15 protein-coding genes and 1 tRNA gene are annotated in these 17,640 nt (G+C 40.6%); 5 read left to right on the top strand and 11 right to left on the bottom strand.

Features of this window, described 5'->3' with window-relative positions:
• The 10 genes from GBN19_RS04090 to GBN19_RS04045 all read right to left on the bottom strand — a co-directional run.
• The coding region (locus tag GBN19_RS04090) for a hypothetical protein (protein ID WP_151777271.1) at nucleotides 1-209 on the bottom strand (209 nt) is incomplete at its 3' end.
• A gap of 49 nt (nucleotides 210-258) precedes the next feature.
• On the bottom strand, nucleotides 259-1,419 hold the full coding sequence (locus GBN19_RS04085) for a hypothetical protein (RefSeq protein ID WP_151777270.1): 1,161 nt from the start codon (nucleotides 1,417-1,419) through the stop codon (nucleotides 259-261).
• Nucleotides 1,420-1,672: 253 nt separating this feature from the next.
• Nucleotides 1,673-2,707 (bottom strand): ELM1/GtrOC1 family putative glycosyltransferase, encoded by a 1,035-nt coding sequence (locus tag GBN19_RS04080; protein WP_151777269.1) that lies wholly within the window; start codon nucleotides 2,705-2,707, stop codon nucleotides 1,673-1,675.
• 12 nt (nucleotides 2,708-2,719) lie between these two features.
• Nucleotides 2,720-3,703, bottom strand: coding sequence for a glycosyltransferase (locus GBN19_RS04075; protein ID WP_151777268.1), 984 nt, complete (start codon nucleotides 3,701-3,703; stop codon nucleotides 2,720-2,722).
• Between the two features lie 2 nt (nucleotides 3,704-3,705).
• Complete coding sequence (locus GBN19_RS04070) at nucleotides 3,706-4,479, bottom strand: polysaccharide deacetylase family protein (protein ID WP_375707850.1); 774 nt, start codon at nucleotides 4,477-4,479, stop codon at nucleotides 3,706-3,708.
• A 45-nt stretch (nucleotides 4,480-4,524) separates the two neighbouring features.
• A complete protein-coding gene (locus GBN19_RS04065) occupies nucleotides 4,525-5,415 on the bottom strand; it encodes a mitochondrial fission ELM1 family protein (RefSeq protein ID WP_151777266.1) in 891 nt (296 codons plus the stop codon).
• Nucleotides 5,416-5,482: 67 nt separating this feature from the next.
• On the bottom strand, nucleotides 5,483-6,409 hold the full coding sequence (locus GBN19_RS04060; protein ID WP_045794425.1) for a branched-chain amino acid transaminase: 927 nt from the start codon (nucleotides 6,407-6,409) through the stop codon (nucleotides 5,483-5,485).
• Nucleotides 6,410-6,435: 26 nt separating this feature from the next.
• Nucleotides 6,436-9,180: a bifunctional [glutamate--ammonia ligase]-adenylyl-L-tyrosine phosphorylase/[glutamate--ammonia-ligase] adenylyltransferase gene (gene glnE, locus GBN19_RS04055; protein ID WP_151777265.1), complete on the bottom strand. Its 2,745-nt coding sequence runs from the start codon at nucleotides 9,178-9,180 to the stop codon at nucleotides 6,436-6,438.
• Nucleotides 9,181-9,255: 75 nt separating this feature from the next.
• Entirely contained in the window at nucleotides 9,256-10,527 is a 1,272-nt protein-coding gene (locus GBN19_RS04050; protein WP_151777264.1) for a sensor histidine kinase, read from the bottom strand.
• 259 nt (nucleotides 10,528-10,786) lie between these two features.
• Nucleotides 10,787-11,704 (bottom strand): LysR family transcriptional regulator, encoded by a 918-nt coding sequence (locus GBN19_RS04045; protein WP_228271208.1) that lies wholly within the window; start codon nucleotides 11,702-11,704, stop codon nucleotides 10,787-10,789.
• Nucleotides 11,705-11,820: 116 nt separating this feature from the next.
• Here GBN19_RS04045 and GBN19_RS04040 point away from each other — a divergent pair, with 116 nt between their 5' ends.
• A complete protein-coding gene (locus GBN19_RS04040) occupies nucleotides 11,821-13,101 on the top strand; it encodes a gallate dioxygenase (RefSeq protein ID WP_151777263.1) in 1,281 nt (426 codons plus the stop codon).
• Nucleotides 13,102-13,255: 154 nt separating this feature from the next.
• Here the strand turns inward: GBN19_RS04040 and GBN19_RS04035 are convergent.
• A tRNA-Leu gene (locus GBN19_RS04035) sits at nucleotides 13,256-13,342 on the bottom strand.
• A 182-nt stretch (nucleotides 13,343-13,524) separates the two neighbouring features.
• Between GBN19_RS04035 and queA the strand changes: the two genes are divergently transcribed.
• The 4 genes from queA (at nucleotide 13,525) to tgt (ending at nucleotide 17,572) form a co-directional block, all read left to right on the top strand.
• Nucleotides 13,525-14,556 carry a tRNA preQ1(34) S-adenosylmethionine ribosyltransferase-isomerase QueA gene (gene queA, locus GBN19_RS04030; protein WP_151777262.1) on the top strand — a complete coding sequence of 344 codons (1,032 nt, stop codon included), beginning with the start codon at nucleotides 13,525-13,527 and terminating at the stop codon, nucleotides 14,554-14,556.
• Nucleotides 14,557-14,657: 101 nt separating this feature from the next.
• Nucleotides 14,658-15,683 carry a hypothetical protein gene (locus tag GBN19_RS04025; RefSeq protein ID WP_151777261.1) on the top strand — a complete coding sequence of 342 codons (1,026 nt, stop codon included), beginning with the start codon at nucleotides 14,658-14,660 and terminating at the stop codon, nucleotides 15,681-15,683.
• A gap of 20 nt (nucleotides 15,684-15,703) precedes the next feature.
• Complete coding sequence (locus GBN19_RS04020; protein WP_151777260.1) at nucleotides 15,704-16,273, top strand: LemA family protein; 570 nt, start codon at nucleotides 15,704-15,706, stop codon at nucleotides 16,271-16,273.
• A 168-nt stretch (nucleotides 16,274-16,441) separates the two neighbouring features.
• Nucleotides 16,442-17,572: a tRNA guanosine(34) transglycosylase Tgt gene (gene tgt / locus GBN19_RS04015; RefSeq protein WP_151777259.1), complete on the top strand. Its 1,131-nt coding sequence runs from the start codon at nucleotides 16,442-16,444 to the stop codon at nucleotides 17,570-17,572.
• The last annotated feature ends 68 nt before the right edge of the window (nucleotides 17,573-17,640 follow it).

The following is a 17,640-nucleotide window of genomic DNA, read 5'->3' as shown; positions in this document are numbered from 1 at the left end:
TGATTATTAGTAACTAAAGCCTGAAGAAGCATTTTTTCATAATACCTCCTTAAAAGCTTGAGTTTTTTGAAAGTCAAATCAGGTAAATCTAATGGTACAAATTCAGCTTTAGGATAGTCATGAGCCAAAAGATATTGAATACCAGTTGAAGTGGCTTGCCCGCCCCAATTGGTTGACTTAAATGTATTGATAAAATATGCAATTTTCAATTAGACCACCATGATATTCTCTTAAACTTACAACTTTTATTTAAAATAATTAAAAAATTGCTTTAACTATTTGAAACTTAGTATAATTCTTCAATTTATTAGTTTCACGATTTAACATTGCTGTATACAACTTTTTTCTCAAATTATCGAAGCCAGGAAAACTATCCTGTGCATTCTTACTTTCTACATGTAGGAGTGTGTCAAAAGCATACATTTGATTGTTTAAATCTGTTAAGTCTATTTTTGAGAACCAATCATTTCCTAGTTCATTATCCACAAATATATTAGGTACATAGTCCAGAATTGCAAGCAGCATAGATTTAGTTCTTAAACATTTTACACATATACCACAATTATATGGTCGTGCTTTTGCATTACCACAAACTGAAAGTGAATTTAAATCAAATTCATTTTCTGCTAAATACTTTGTTTTTTCTAAACGCGTCACATCATCATCTAGAGTAACTAAATTGCCTGTGGAATTTTTCATTAACCGATTTGATGCACTATTTGAACCATAAGGGTGAATTAGAAACTGCTGATCTAATCGATCATCTGATGCGATCAGATACTGTTCATAACCTTCAAATATGGATAAAGATGCAAAAAGAGAAAAAATATGCGTCACATGTGTAAAACTGGGGTTACACTTGTGCTGACTGTAAATAGCATATATATTTGTCTTTACAAAGTGACTATTAGTAAATACTGAATTTCTTAATTTTTTTGTTTTCTCCATGAGTTGATCAAATTTAGATGTGTCTTTAAATTTATAATCCATTCCATGAACAGTTAGACTATCGACATTTTTAATATTATCTTGTTGTAACTTAAAAGCACTATATGTTGAGTCAATCCCCCCACTAAAACACATTAAATTTTTATTATTTTTTTCAAAAGAATTAGATTCAATAATGTTATGGGCAGTAATATTAATTTTCTTATAAAAATTAGGAATCCAAAAATACCAAATATTCGCAATTTTTTTTACAGAATCATAAGCGCGTTTAGAAATTGGTTCATGAATTTCTATATGATCACCATTCTTCATAGCTAAAGGCAAAATTGCCCAAAGTGCATAATCATGACAACTGAAACTAGGTAATGGCTCATAAGGAAAAAGAAACTTTATCTCATCATATTTATTAGATGTGATAGATATTTCATTTTCAGCATGGTTAATGTTTGACTTTATTACAAGATGATTCACTTTTTCACCAAAACTTTATTAAAACATGTATTTAATTGATATTAAAATAATACTATATTTCAATATCAACAACTCTATCCATAAAATATCAATCACCGTAAACAAGCATAGTTAAATGATAATTTAGTACTATACTTTTTTATGTATAAAATATTGATATATTTAAACTTATTAATTTAATAAATGTAGTATAAAAAAATTCTTAGCTATACCTATGAAACAAGATCTAACTAATACAACATTAAATAAGATATTAAATTATTTTCTGTAACTCTCTATCAATGATCTGAGAGTGTTGTTTCGGCTCTAATTTCTGAATCATTTCATGTATGTTTCCTTGTTCAAGAGAATCATAAAAAGCAATCAATTTCTCTTCTGCTAAAAATTTTAATTGCTTGAAAATATCAACATCATATATTCTACTCTTATTCAAAAATACAAGCAAAGGACGATTAGACATCAACACCTCTGCCACCATAGACGTTGAGTCAGGACTACATAAAACCCAATCTGCGGCACAAATATAATTTTTAATATCGCACTGTTGACCTTGAGCTACCCATGTGATCTGATCATCCGCAGTAAAGATTCCTTTCTGCTGAGCATACTGAGCCAATTCTTGCTCAAATACCACAGGTGTACGTCTTGAGGTACTGCATAATATTTTAGCGTGTGGATAATCTTCACGAATTTTGCTTAGCATTACTCCCCAACTGGTTGCTGAGCCTATACCTACAGTTTTTGTATCAGCACCAATTAACACAGTAATCACTTGATCTGCATCATCTAGCCCCAGATGTGATCTTGCCTGTGCTTTGGTCAAAGCTAATGCACTCATTTTATTGGGTGCAATCGGGTAATATAGATAACGCTCAAGATTTTCCTGAGATGCATGAATGGTGAAAACAACATCAAAATAATGGGCGGCAATCCCTCTTAAAGAACTGGCAACAATATTTTTAACAAGTGCAGACTTTAATAATTCTTGTTTAAGCAAAAGGTTCGCAAGCAATGTGTTACCACCAGCCGAAACAATATATGCAACGTTCTGTTGCTTAATTTTTTCAAGCTGCTGCCGAGAAATAAAGTGACTCAGCCAAGCAGTACTACAGGAAAATTTTAGCTTCCACTTCAGTAAATAATACACCCATTTGCTTGGCAAGGTTAGCTGAATCCATTCAACCCGATATGCCTGCTGTTGATTTAGTAATTGTACAATGCCTTGCGTTTGAGTTTCATGACCAGCTTTACCATCGGTAAGTGCAAGAATAATTGGTGGTTGGCTCATATTAAATCTCATTTATGACACAAGCAAAGATTGATAAGTTTGTAGGGTATGTTCAATCATTTTCTGAAACGTAAGCTGTTCCTGAGCCATTTTATACGCAGATGTAAAATCCATGGATGGATCAGGGATTTGCAAATAATGTCGAATCAAAGCATTCAAAGCATGATAGCTCCCTGCTTCACATAAAAAGTCCTCTGGAATAAATTCTGCCATCATCCCAACATCTGTACCGAACACAGGTCGATTTAATAATAGAGTTTCTGCTAAGGTATACGGTCCACCCTCTCGAAGTGAAGAAACAATTAATGCCTCATGTTCACAAATGAGCGTATGAATATCCTGACGATAACCTAGCAAACTCACGCGATCTGAGAGTTGATATTGTTGAATAAGTTGTTCAAGCTTATGTCTTTCCTGACCTTCTCCAACAATTGAAAGCGAGTGAGGAATATCTTTCCAAGCCTCCAATAGTAGATCAAAGCCTTTAACTGAATTTAAACGCCCTATCGCAATAAATTTTCTGTTTTGCTTGAAGGGAATTGGAAATATACTAATTTTAGTGCCGTTATACACCACTGTTGTTTTATTTGGGTGATTTAAAATCGCGCCAACTGAATGGCTCACAGCGATTATATGATCAAAGGCAAAATATGCCTGATTACTTTTCTTTTTACCGTGAACAGTCACTACAGTGGGAAAACTGAATTGTTGAAGCATCCCTTGCAATAGCTTAGCGGTTTTAGAAGCATGTGCATGTAAAATGTCGGGCTGAGTTGCAAGTATGACTTTTTTTAATTGATATTTGGTCCACGGATTATAACGGCTACCACTCATATCAAAGGCGATAAAGTTTACTTCATGAGAAAGTTGAGTCTGATATTTCTGGTGCGCAATTAATGAAACTGAATGAAACTCAGCAAGTCCTTCCGCCAGTTCAAGCACATGCTTTTCTAAGCCACCTTCTTCATCACTAGCCATTACAAGCGTAATTTTCATATTTAGCCCTCACGCTTACCTAATTTCAAACGACATTTCACTGCAAACATCGAATCTTTACCACTGATCTTAATCCGTTGTAACTGCATAAAGTCAGGCTGCTGTGCGTCAATCCCCTCTTTGGTGGTCACGGCATTCTGATAACCCACCTGCTTTGCAAGTTCAACATCACGCTGACTATAAATCCCAAAAGGATAGGCAAAACTCGTCACGGGTTGCTCAATCATCTGTTCGAGTTGTTGCTTGGATTCTGCCAATTCATGCAAACATTCTGCATCATTGAGCTTATCCAAATTGGCATGAGTCAAGGTATGTGAACCAATTTCAACTAAACCACTGTTTGCCAAAAATCGAACTTGCTCATCACTCAGTTTTGGCTCACGTGCCAATTCACCACTGTTATGATGGGCTTTTTTATACGTCGACCAATCACGATCATGGCGATCAACCACCACATAAATGGTCGCTTTGGCTTGATATTTTTCTAAAATAGGATAGGCATTTTCCAAGTTATCCAGATAACCATCATCAAAGGTAATCGCCACAGTTTTTTCAGGATGCTTGCCCCAGTTTTGCTGAAGTTCCCGCATGGTGACAAAGTGAAAACCTTGCGTTTTCATCCACACCACTTGTTTGTCAAATTCGGCAGGGGTCACACGCAGTTTATTAAATTTGGCACCATCTATATGCTCTCTGACCATGTGGTACATCAAGACACGCGGACGTTTCCAATCTATTGCAGGTTTCCACCACGCATATTTATAACTAAATGCCATCACCGCAAGCAGCACAATCAGAGCCAAATAAATCACAGGGTTAACCTAACAAGATTGAAGTAAATATGTTGCCACACGCTCTGCTTCTTTAAAAGCATTCGCCGTAGGCAGTTGTTGTAAATGGGTGGTCGAGGAGACATATTGTTTTTGTAGTAACCCATCCACTGCATGAGTAATACGATCTTGCTTAAGCCGATCAATCTCAATCAATCCAACACGACAACCTGCGGTCAGCGCCTCATAAATCATCGACACACTGTCTTCAGTGACCCAAACTGCTTCGGCTTTTTGCATTTCTTCAAAAATCCAGCCTTGAGGGGTTTGCTCCACAGGAAAAATCTGGAGCTGCTTCGCATAAGGCTGCTGTTGTAACTGTGCTAAAAAATCACTGGGTGTACGACGTGATGTGGTTAAAATAATCGTTGCTTGTGGCTGCTGCTCAGCAATTTTTTGAATGGTAGTGAATACTTTTTCAGCATTCCATTGGTGACGTTTAGATGAGCCACCTAAAGCAATCAGGATTCGGTTGGTTTGATGACGTTGCTGATTGACAATCGGATTGAGCACACCTTGAGTCACGATGACTTTGTCCGATGCAGACACACCATCATGCTCAGGAATCACGGCATAATCAAAAAAACTAAGAGGTAAACTTGGTTTCATTAAAATCACCGTTTTGGCTTTAGGATAAACTTTCCCCATCAGCCACACACGCAAATGGGTATGACTCCCAACGACAAAAATAAACGTTGGAGTTTGTTCAAGCTGAGCACACTTCCGAGAAAAAATAGCACCGATCAAACTCAACATCGGCAAATCAGCAATCGAGAGTTCCTGAAAAGAGCAATCTGCATGTTGGCGCTGCATTGCCTGATACAATCCCAAGGCTTGAGAACGATGCCCTGCCTTACCATCACTGATATACACCACATGCATACTGATTTTTCCACTCGCATAAAAAAAAGCGAAACCAAAGTTTCGCTCTTATCTTAACTGATTCAACTTATTTTACGTAAGTTAACCAGTCTTCGTATTTCGGATTTTTACCTTGAACAGCATCAAAGTAAGTTTTTTGAATCAATGTCGTAATTGGACCACGGCAACCTTCACCAATTTGACGGTCATCGTATTCACGAATCGGCGTTACTTCCGCAGCAGTACCTGTAAAGAATGCTTCATCAGCGATGTAGAATTCGTCACGCGTAATACGGCGTTCAATCACCTCAATGCCCAAATCTTTAGCAATAGTAATAATGGTTTGACGGGTAATACCATCAAGCGCACCACCAGCGATATCAGGTGTATGCAATTGACCATCTTTCACCAAGAACACGTTTTCGCCAGAACCTTGGCAAACGTAACCTTGAGGATCCATCAACATGGCTTCGTCGTAGCCTGAATGTGCCACTTCCTGATGCGCAAGAATCGATAACGTATAGTTACCCGATGCCTTTGCTTTACACATGGTCACGTTTGGATGGTGGTGTGTAAATGAAGAAGTCTTCACGCGAATACCTTTCGCCATTGCTTCTTCACCCAAATATGCACCCCAGCCCCATGCTGCAACTGCGGCATGAATGGTATTGTCAGTTGCTGCAATACCGAGTTTTTCTGAACCAATCCAAATAAGCGGACGTAAATAGCAAGAAGCCAGTTTATTTTCACGTACCACGTCGATTTGTGCTTGCTCTAACGTTGCTTGATCAAATGGGACTTTCATTTGATAAATTTTTGCAGAGTTAAGCAAACGTTTGGTGTGTTCTTTTAAACGGAAAATCGCAGTTCCTTTTGGTGTTTCATAGGCACGGACACCTTCAAACACGCCCATACTGTAGTGTAATGTATGGGTTAAGACGTGAATTTTTGCATCACGCCAATCTACTAATTTTCCATCTTGCCAAATAAAACCATCACGATCAGCCAAATTCACGGCACACACTCCAAATTTTCACATCATTATTCACTGTCCAAGGCTTGTGCGCTTGGATCAATTAATCTCTGCCATAACTTGCAAACGATCTCGCGGGTGTCGCGCCATTGTGCAGCTTGAACTTGCATGTTTTTGTTTGCAAGTGCTAGACGGTGGCTCTCGGCTCGTTCACTGAGATAAGCTTGAATCAAAGCCTGCGCATCTTGGCTGGGTAAGCAATCTAATCGCGCAGCATCTTCAAGGATTCGAACATTGTCAGAGAAATGGGCGAGATCGGGCTTCGTCCCACTCCATGCCAACACCATATACTGTGCCATAAATTCAATGTCAACGATACCACCTGCATCCTGTTTTAAATGAAAAATCCCATCTTTTTTTTGCTCTTTACTTGAGCCGAGATGGTCTTTCATTTTTTGACGCATTTTCAATACTTCAGCCTGTACGTCACTTTCATTGCGCTTTTGCGTGAGAATTTGGCAGCGGATTTGCTCAAATTGCTGTCTTAAGCTCAAATCTCCCGCAATTGAGCGCGCACGAACCAGTGCCTGATGCTCCCAAAGCCATGCACTTTTCATTTGATATTGCTCATAAGCTTTCAGGCTGGTGACCAGCACCCCCGCCTCACCCGAAGGGCGCAATCGGGTATCAATTTCATAGGCACGACCATCGAGGGTTTGTGTGGTCATCAGTGACATAAATTTCTGCGCAACCCTTAAAGCAAACTCAAAACCACTAATCGATTTACGCCCATCGGTATCAGCTTGCTCATCGAGGTAATGAATAAACACGAGATCCAGATCTGAGCCATAGCCCAACTCGATCCCACCGAGCTTGCCATAACCAATCACAATAAAACCTTTCTGATCGATGGAGCAACGCTGCCCTTCTTGAGTCACAGGATAACCATGCTTTTGTGCCACCATTTCATAAGCCAAATGCAAAGTTGCTTCCACACAAACTTCTGCGATATCGGTCAACGCATCAGAGACTTTCATTAATGGACTTTCAGCTAAAACATCACTGGCTGCAACCGCAAGCACATGGCTTTTCTTGAACAGGCGCAAAACACGCATCAAGTCCTCGACCTGATCCAGCTCAATGCGTAATAACTGATAACGCATGGAAGCTTCTAGGTCGGCACGGCGTGGCAACTCAAAGTCCATCGACAGAAATTCATCGAGCAGTACAGGATAATGTGTCAGTTCTTCACAAATCCACGGACTGACCTCGGCCATTTTCACCAAGCGCTGTAATGCGCCTTTATTTTCGATCAGCATCACCAAATACACGGTACGGCGCATCACCGATTCAATCAGTGGCATCAGACGCAGCAATGCCACTTGTGGCTGCTCAGCTTGTAAAATCGCTGCAATCAGCGGTGGCCAAAAGGCTTTTAAACGTTCAAGGGCTTTGGCTGGAATTTTTTTAATCGCATGCCCATGCCAAAATTCATGAATCAGTTTTTGCGCATCATCATCTAGTACAGCAAATAACTGCTGTTCAAGCTGAGCACTGTCATTGTCTTGCTGATCAAACTCATTTTCCTGAATGACATTTTTAAACTGCAAACTGACCTTGTCACGCTTCTGATCCAGTACCGTTAAAAACTCATCCCATGAGCTAAAACCTAAAGTTTCCACCATACGCTGACGCAGTGCAGGTTCAACGGGCAATGCTTGGGTTTGCTGATCATTCAAGGCCTGAATCGCATGCTCAACACGACGCAAGAACAGATAAGCATCTTCCAGATCGTGCACAGCCTGTGGTTCAAGCAAACCCGCTACGCCAATATGCGCGAGACTGGTCAAACAGGTTCGATCTTGCAACTCCAGTTTTGAACCACCGTGAATGAGCTGAAAGACCTGTACGATAAATTCAATTTCCCGAATACCGCCTGCACCAAGCTTAATGTCATCGTGAATATTTCGACGTGCAACTTCACGCTCAATCATCTGCTTCATTTCGCGCATGGCTTCAAAGGCGCTATAGTCCACATAACGACGGAATACAAATGGACGGGTCATCGCCATCAGGCTATCGCCTTTTTCTCCCGTAATCACTCGCGCCTTAATCCACGCATAGCGTTCCCACTCCCGCCCGTGCTGAATCAGGTATTTTTCTAAGGCGACATGACTAATCGCGAGTGCCGAACCATCTCCCCACGGACGCAGACGCATATCAACTCGGAACACAAAACCTTCTGCAGTCATGTGATCTAGCAAATAAATCAGCTTTTGCCCCCATAAAATACAGAACTGCTGTACTTCGATACACTTGCGACCATTGGTTTCACCCTGTTCATCAAAGGCAAAAATCAGATCAATATCGCTCGATAGATTAAGTTCTTGTGCACCGAGTTTCCCCATGCCAATTACAATCAGGTCTTGTAACTGACCATCGTAACCGATTGGCTCCCCATATTTGGCCAACAATGCAGGCAGAGCAAAGGCTTTGGCAGCACAAATACAGGCATCAGCAAAATCGGAAAGTTCACGAGTGAGTTGTGGTACGGTGGTCTGTTGGTTAGCGTCCTGCCAAATCCAGCGAAACATCAGGCGGGCACGTAAAATTCTTAACTGACGCATCCACTGAATTTCATCCTCGATACCTGCAAGCGTTTGCTCAACATAAGCAAAAATTTCTGCAGTCGATAGAGTCTGATGAAAAGGATGATGTTGATCATCTTGCTGTAATTGGTCAGCATACTGCGCCAAAACTTGTTCTGCGTATTGACTAGCGTGAAGTGTTTTTTGTAATTGATCGTGATTCATGATCAGCTTGTTTCCCGTATAGCTAAGCGTAGTTATAGCAGGAGAAACAAGCTTTTGGAAAATAAAAGTTGGCTTTTAATGAGCAGCAAGCTGATCTTGCAATTGAGGTAAAGCGCTATGCTCATCTTGGGCTTTTGGTAAAGTCACTGTGAAGGTTGTACCCTGACCTTCCTTAGACCTTACCCGAATTTCACCGTGATTCATATCGACGAAGCGCTTGCAAAGTACCAAACCAAGTCCTGTGCCGCGCTCACCCGCGGTGCCTTTCAACGATGTTTTAATACGTGGCTCAAACACATGATGCACTTGCTGTTCAGTCATGCCTAAACCTGTATCGGTCACGGAGAGTTCAACATGTTGCTCGTAGACTTGTGCACTCATGATCACTTGCCCTGTACCATCTACAGGGGTGAATTTGAGTGCATTTGAAGTCAGGTTTTGTAGCACCGAAGTCAACATATTAATATCAGCAAAAATACGAATATCTTCAGTAACTTGATCAATCAACTCAATATTTTTTTTGAGTGCCAAACTCCGCAAAACATCCATTACAATACGTGTAGATTGTTTTAAATTATAATTAATGGGGTGATAAACAAAACGTCCACCTTCTGCCATCGCCCAATCCAACAAATTTTCTAATAAATTATAAGTCGACTTGGCGGTATCGTTGAGATAACTGGCAATATTTTGAATACTGGCATGATCAAGCGTGTCCAACTCTTCTGCCAAAACATCGGTAAAACCCAATAGACCATGAAATGGTGCGCGCAAATCATGGGCGATAATCTGAAAAAATTTGGTACGGCTAAAATTCAAAGCAACTAACTGCTCATAAGCATCTTTTAACTCTGTGTGCTCAAATTGCAGCTCGATATAACCCAACATCCCGTCCAACAACACCTCAATTTGGGCAATGTCATCAGGGTCAAACTCGCGCACGTGCTGATCAAAAAATATCAACTGACCAATACTTTTTTCATTAACCACTAAATTAAGCGCCAACAAGCGTTTATGATCAAAAGAATGACTATGTAAGTACCCTGAAAATAACGGATAGTTCGGATGACTTGGAGAAATGGCGCAACGTTCAGGCGTATAACAGCTCTGCAACTTGACTGCCAAATGATGATTGGCAGGATAAGCCTGAAATCCTTGCGGAGTCACAAACCAAACATAAGGTTCATGATGAAAAGCCCATACTGCACTCTCGACATTCAGGATTCGACGTACCATTTTCAGAAAAATATCAATCTGATTGCGTGGGCTAGACACCCCAAGCAATAGCGATAGCCTACAATCACTCATTTGATCGACTTGATTGAGTTCTAACAATTCTGACTGCATGCTTTCCCCATAAATTAGCGCTGTATTGGCATTGTTTTCATGTATTGATCTGACTGAAAACCGCGTACAACAAGTTAACAAAATAGCACACTAATGCTAAATTTTTTAAACAAAGTTAAAATCATCTAATTTTTTTTGTAACTGAGAAACCTTAGATATAAGCCAATAAATCAAAACAATTTTTTTAGAAATTTTTAAAAATTATTAGTACAAATATTCAGCATTTTAACCTCATCGAACAGCCGAAAACAAACCCATTTTAAGCTTGATACACCAATGTGTAATCACGACAAATATGACTTAAAAAATCTAAAAAAACCCGAACCCGAGGCGAAAGTAAACGTCGACTTGGATAAACCGCTGTCAGTTGTGAACTGGCCAATTCCAATCGAATATGAGGAAAAACCTGTTGTAAAAGTCCTTCAGATAAAGGCTTAACACAATAATGTTGTGGAAGCATCGAGATTCCCCCACCCGACAATACAACATGACGAACCACGAGAGGATTATTCACCTGAATCACACCTTGGCTTAAATCCAAAGTATCTAACTGCTCACCTATACAGATCGGTAAACGGCGCTGAGCATAACGTGTTTCACAGATTCGAATAGACTGACGCAAGTCATGCACACTACTCCCTAAAGTATGCTCAGCCAACCATTCAGGGCTGGCTACCCAGATCAATTGCCCACGTATCAAAGGTAAAGACACTAACTCACTATCTTCTAACTCACCCACCAACACAGCAATATCGACCTGATCCCGAATCAGTGCCGCACCCTGACTGGTCACTACAATTTCTAAATCAATCTCAGGATGCTGCTGCTGAAAACTCAATAGCGACGGTGCAACAAATTCTTGGCTAAAAGCAGGCGGCAGTGCCACTCGCAAACGTCCTTTTGCTACTGAACCCAAATCAGCCATAACACTATCGGTAGCCAAAGCCTGCTCCATAATACGCTGAGCCTGCTGATAAAAAACTTCACCTTCCGCAGTAATCCGCAGACTCCGCGATGACCGATCTATTAAACGCAAGCCTAAGTGCTGTTCTAAACGAGTCAACGTGGTGCTGACCGTTGATTTAGGCATTCCTAAAGTGTGTGCTGCCGCTGAAATACCACCACGCTCAACGATTGCCAAAAATACAGGAAGATCATCTAAATTCCATTTCATCATTTGATTGTTCATTTTTTTGAACGATGAATTTGATTTTAGCCAATTGTTCGCTCAGCAACAATCATTAGAATGGTGAAAAATAGGATCAGAAACAACTCGCTGAAAAGGAATACTTCATGGCACGTATTATTGGTGGCATTGGCGCTTCGCATTCTCCAACCATTGGTTTTGCCAAGGACACAGGCAAACATCAAGATCCTGCATGGAAGCCTATCTTTGAAGGTTTTGATCAAATTCGTCACTGGGTTAAAGAAAAGAAAATTGACGTGTTATTTACGATCTATAACGATCATGTCACTTCGTTCTTTTTTGACCATTATTCATCCTTTACCCTAGGAATTGACGATATCTATGTGGCAGCCGATGAAGGCGGTGGCCCTCGTGACGTTGCGCCTGCACATGGACATCTGGGTTTATCTCAGCACATTGCCAAAGCCTTTGTTGCAGATGAGTTCGATCTATCATTCTTCCAAGGCAAACCTGTCGATCATGGTTTCTTATCACCACTTTCTATGCTCGGTGATGAAGATGGCCCTTGGGCGGGTCAAGTTGTTCCATTACAAGTCGGTGTTTTACAGTTCCCAATTCCAAGTGCTAAACGCATGTGGAAAATGGGGAAAACCTTACGTAAAGCCATTGAAAGCTACCCTGAAGATTTGAATGTTGCGATTATGGCAACAGGTGGACTTTCACATCAGGTACATGGTGAACGTGCGGGTTTCCTGAACGAAGAATGGGATGCAGAATTCCTTGAGTTACTCGAAAAACAGCCTGAAACTTTAGCCAATATGCGTATTGCAGAATTTGCTGAAAAAGGCGGTTTTGAAGGCGCTGAGGTGGTGATGTGGCTGATTATGCGGGGTGCATTATCAGATCAGGTTAAACTGATTCACAAACAAAACTATGCGCCGTCAGTCACCAATATTGCCACACTGGTCTTTGAAGATCTTGGCGATGCACCAAATCCTGAAGACATTGAAGCGTATCGTGAGCATTTGGATTATGAACTCCAAGGTGTTGAGAAACTTGAGGGCACTTACCCATTCACCCATGCAGTCAGCCATGCCAATTTCCGTATTAACTCATTCCTGCGTGATTTAGTTATTCCACAGCACCGTATGCGTTTTGTGAAAGACTTTGAAGCACTTGCCAATGAGCGTGGTCTGACTGAAGAAGAGAAAAACCTGATTCGTGAACGTAAATGGATTGAGATGGTTCGTCGAGGCGTGAGTTTCTTCGTACTGGAGAAAATGGCTGCTGTATTAGGTGTACCAAACCCACAAGTCTATGCAGCATTCCGTGGTGAAACTCTTGAGCAATTCTTGGCAACCCGTAAAGTGCCAATTACGTACTCAGTTGCAGGGGGGAATCAAGCAAAGTCGATGGATAAAACCTAAATTACAACACTTAAAAAAATAAGCTTATTTGCAGTTGATCAGCCTTCATGCGACCGTCCAGCCATGAAGGCTGTTTTTATGAGTCAAAAAAACTTAGGCAATAAAAAACCGAAGCATTTGGCTTCGGTTTTTTAAAATCTTGGTACCAGATTTATGGTCCCGAGGGTCGGACTCGAACCGACACGTTCTCTCGAACAGTGGATTTTGAATCCACCGCGTCTACCAATTTCACCACCTCGGGATTAAGTATGGCTGGTTTGTGCTGTGTATATTATCGTATTTTAAAAATGTGTCAACGCCCTTTTAACACTATCGCTCACTTTTAAAGCAACAAATTGATATTTTGTTGTTTTTTTCAGCAAAACTCACTAAAAAAAAGGAAAAAGTCTATAATATTGCCAATATATTTTGCAGATTTTAACTATGCAACTCTCTGACTTTAACTTTGAACTCCCAGATCATTTGATCGCACGCTACCCTCTTCAATCACGTAGCTCATCACGCTTATTGCATTTAAATGCCGATGGACAATATCAGGATCATGTGTTTACCGATATTTTAGAATTGTTCAATTCAGGCGATTTAATGATTTTAAATGACACCAAAGTCATGAAAGCTCGCTTAAAAGGCAAACGTGCCACAGGCGGTGCGGTTGAAGTACTGGTTGAGCGTATGCAGGATCAATTTATTGCTCACTGCCATATTAAAGCCAGCAACTCACCTAAAGCAGGTGCTGAACTGTTTATTGGGGCGGATGAGGTCAAAGTGACTGTTCAAGGACGTCACGAAAATTTATTTATTGTGGAATTTTCTCAACCAATCTTAACGGTACTGGATCGCTATGGTCAGCTTCCAATTCCGCCGTACTTTAACCGTGAAGCTGAAGCGATTGACACCGAACGCTATCAAACTGTGTTTCATGATCCTGAAAAACTGGCGAGCGTGGCTGCACCAACGGCAAGCCTGCACTTTGACCAACAGCTTTTGGCTGAGCTTGAAAAAAAAGGCATTCAAAAAAGCTTTGTGACTTTACATGTCGGCGCAGGCACGTTCTTACCTGTGCGTACCGATGATATTGAAAATCACATCATGCACAGTGAATGGTGTGATGTTCCACAGCATACAGTTGATCTGATTCGTGAAACACAAGCACGTGGCAATAAAGTCATCGCCGTTGGGACAACAGCGACTCGCGCACTGGAAAGCGCAGCTCAAGCCAATGGTGGAAAAATTGGGGCATGGACAGGTGATACACAAATCTTTATTTACCCAGGTTATGAGTTCTGCGTGGTGGATCGTTTAATTACCAATTTCCATTTACCTGAATCGACCTTGTTGATGCTGGTTTCGGCTTTATCGAACCGTGACAATATTTTAAATGCCTACAATCATGCGGTAAAACAGCAGTACCGTTTCTTTAGTTATGGCGATGCGATGCTGATTGACCGAGCATAAAAAATAAAAAATCGGAAGGCTACCTCGAGTAGCCTTTTTTATAGATTACAAAAACATAAATAGTGGTTAAAATGGTCAAACTGGATTAGAGCTTAACCACAATGCCGACCGATACCCTACAGCAAATTTTGCACATTCAGCGCAAGAAAAATCAGCAAGTCATGCGCAATGTAGCACGGCTATGGGATATTGGACGTCAGGCTCAAAGCGCAGATGAACTACTTGATGCACTACACCCTTGGGGAAAAGACCGCGATTTACGCTTTTATAATGTTCTGCCCAAGTTTTTAATCATCATCGGCGTTGCGACTTTAGTCATTGGTGGCTTGCTACATCAGTATTTTCCATTTTTCTTTACACTGATGATCAGTGCAGCCATCGTTTTTTGGGCATATCTCATTTATGAAAGCCAAGACCCGATTGATGAAGTGATTCAATATCTTCGAGAACGTATGCTGACCCTGCGCTATGATCTGAATTTTCAAAAACTTCCTGCCAGCTTCCCTGACCCAACTCGAACATTTTCCGTCATATCACAGCTTAAAATTTTGTTCCCTTTATTTTACAAAGGAACCAAAGAAAACCGCATTGATTATTTTGCATCGACCTTATGGCAACATGAGGGAAAAAGCTACCCTGTGATCATTTTTCAATATGATTATGTGATTGAAATTGCAACCAGCAATCAAAGAGAAACGCGTAATGTGATTCGTAAAATCAATAAACAGCTTTGGGGGGCTTTTATTTTCGATGCGGTTGCAACAGGCTTGGCGATCAGTAACACAGGCAATGACTTTTTCCCGCCTTATGTCCAAAAATGGGAAACCAGTGATATTCAAACCAATCAGCAGTTAGATATTTATGGTTGTGACGCACACGAAATTGTTAAACACGTTACGCCAAGTTTTACCCTCAAATTGTCCCATTTTTTTGAGAAATTCAAAGGCGATCTGATCTTTCATCCACATGAAAATATTGTATGTTATTTAGGTGAACATGATCTGTTTCGTTTGCAAAGTAAGCATACGGATATTCAGGAAATTTCTCATTTACGCGGGCATTTAAGAACGCTGAATATGTTGGAATATGATTTATTTAAAGAACGTATCTCACCGTTATTATCATAATTTTTTATAGGATATTGACTATGTCTGGCTTTATTATTTTTTTTGGGTTGTTTTTTATTTTAATCATTTGGGGCATCCTGATTCGTAACAATATCGTACGCTATCTGAATGCAACTCAACGTGCATGGGCTGAAGTTGCCAACTTTGAACTACAAAAAGTGAAAACGCTAGACCATCTAGAACAAACCTTAGCGCAATATACTGAGTTTGAAAAAGGAACTTTAGAAAAAGTCACAGAACTACGTCAACAGATTATGAATCTTAATCTGCATCAGACAGACACTTCACATTTACAGCATATTGAGCAACTCAATCAGGAACTCATGCGCAATTTAAATATCGTGGTAGAAAATTATCCTGAGCTAAAAGCAGATACGCTATATAGCCAAATGATGCAGGAAATTCAGGAGCAAAATGAAAATATCAGCGCCGCAATCAGCATTTTTAACCGCAATGTTGAAGCCTTCAATAATCAGATTGAAGTTTTTCCGAACAATATGATCAATACCATTACTTTAGCGAAAAAGCCAATTCGCCCATTCCGCGACCCCATCATGAGTCAAAATTATCGCTATCGTCCTAACTTTTAACGGACATCGTTTTGTCATCAATCGCTGATATTTTCTGAGAAATTGAATACTTACAAAACAACGCAATAAACAGTAGCACAGAAACACAGAATCAAGGAAAATATCGCTCTTTTACACCGAGCTTTAAAATATCAGCGAACTGTTTTTTCGCCTTGATTTGGATGTCGTATGAAGTTTGAAAAATTAGCCCAGTCGGGGCGTGCCCGTCGTGGTCGTTTAACCTTAGAGCACGGGGTTGTTGAAACACCTGTGTTTATGCCTGTCGGAACGTATGGCACGGTCAAAGGCATGTTGCCACGAGACATTGAAGAAATTCAAGCCCAAATCATTTTAGGCAATACCTTCCATTTATATTTGCGCCCAGGTTTAGATGTCATTAAAGCACATGGTGGCTTGCACGACTTTATAAAATGGAATAAACCGATTCTGACCGATTCAGGCGGTTTTCAGGTCTTTAGTCTAGGCGCTATGCGTAAGATTAAGGAAGAAGGTGTCACCTTCCGCTCTCCAATCGACGGTTCAAAAGTATTTCTGTCGCCTGAAATTTCGATGGAAATTCAGCACACCTTGAACTCAGATATTGTGATGATTTTTGACGAATGTACGCCTTATCCTGCAACACATGATGAGGCTCAAAAATCACTCCAATTATCATTGCGCTGGGCAAAACGTTGTAAAACCCATCACCATGATGAACTCAAAAATAAAAATGCCTTGTTTGGTATTATTCAGGGCGGCATGTACGAAGACCTGCGTGATGAGTCTTTAAATGGTTTGCTCGAAGTGGGTTTTGATGGCTATGCGATTGGTGGCTTGTCTGTGGGTGAACCAAAAGAAGAAATGATCAAGGTGCTAGATTATCTGCCCAACAAAATGCCAGCAGATAAACCACGTTACTTAATGGGTGTCGGTAAACCTGAAGATATCGTTGAAGCGGTGCGCCGTGGTGTCGATATGTTCGACTGCGTCATGCCAACCCGCAATGCACGTAATGGACATTATTTTGTCACCGATGGCTTGGTGCGTATTCGTAACAGTAAATACCGTCATGACCAAAGTCCGCTTGACCCGCATTGTGACTGTTACACCTGTAAAAACTTTACCCGTGCATACCTGTTCCATCTAGAAAAATGCGGAGAAATGCTTGCCTCAATGTTAGGCACGATTCATAACCTCCGTTATTACCAACGCCTGACTCAAGCCATGCGTGATGCGCTTGATGCAGGTACTTTTGATGCCTTTGTCGAAGACTTCTATCAGCGTCGTGGTTTAGAGGTTCCAACTTGCCCTGCCGACTGATTCGCAATATTTGCGCTAGAGGGCAAGACAAGGTAAATTGCTCAATTAAGTCAGTAAATATCATTGTT

It is taken from the genome of Acinetobacter brisouii (assembly GCF_008993995.1).
Lineage (GTDB): Bacteria > Pseudomonadota > Gammaproteobacteria > Pseudomonadales > Moraxellaceae > Acinetobacter > Acinetobacter brisouii_A.
The sequence above is the reverse complement of the archived record's forward strand: the minus strand, read 5'-3'. Positions and strand labels throughout refer to the sequence as shown.

Coding starts and splice junctions, on each gene's coding strand:
- GBN19_RS04045 (WP_228271208.1), bottom strand. CDS start 11,704: ATGATGAAATGGAATTTAGATGATCTTCCTGTATTTTTGGCAATCGTT.
- GBN19_RS04050 (WP_151777264.1), bottom strand. CDS start 10,527: ATGCAGTCAGAATTGTTAGAACTCAATCAAGTCGATCAAATGAGTGAT.
- GBN19_RS04080 (WP_151777269.1), bottom strand. CDS start 2,707: ATGAGCCAACCACCAATTATTCTTGCACTTACCGATGGTAAAGCTGGT.
- GBN19_RS04065 (WP_151777266.1), bottom strand. CDS start 5,415: ATGCATGTGGTGTATATCAGTGATGGTAAGGCAGGGCATCGTTCTCAA.
- GBN19_RS04020 (WP_151777260.1), top strand. CDS start 15,704: ATGTCTGGCTTTATTATTTTTTTTGGGTTGTTTTTTATTTTAATCATT.
- GBN19_RS04070 (WP_375707850.1), bottom strand. CDS start 4,479: ATGGCATTTAGTTATAAATATGCGTGGTGGAAACCTGCAATAGATTGG.
- queA (WP_151777262.1), top strand. CDS start 13,525: ATGCAACTCTCTGACTTTAACTTTGAACTCCCAGATCATTTGATCGCA.
- tgt (WP_151777259.1), top strand. CDS start 16,442: ATGAAGTTTGAAAAATTAGCCCAGTCGGGGCGTGCCCGTCGTGGTCGT.
- glnE (WP_151777265.1), bottom strand. CDS start 9,180: ATGAATCACGATCAATTACAAAAAACACTTCACGCTAGTCAATACGCA.
- GBN19_RS04025 (WP_151777261.1), top strand. CDS start 14,658: ATGCCGACCGATACCCTACAGCAAATTTTGCACATTCAGCGCAAGAAA.
- GBN19_RS04075 (WP_151777268.1), bottom strand. CDS start 3,703: ATGAAAATTACGCTTGTAATGGCTAGTGATGAAGAAGGTGGCTTAGAA.
- GBN19_RS04040 (WP_151777263.1), top strand. CDS start 11,821: ATGGCACGTATTATTGGTGGCATTGGCGCTTCGCATTCTCCAACCATT.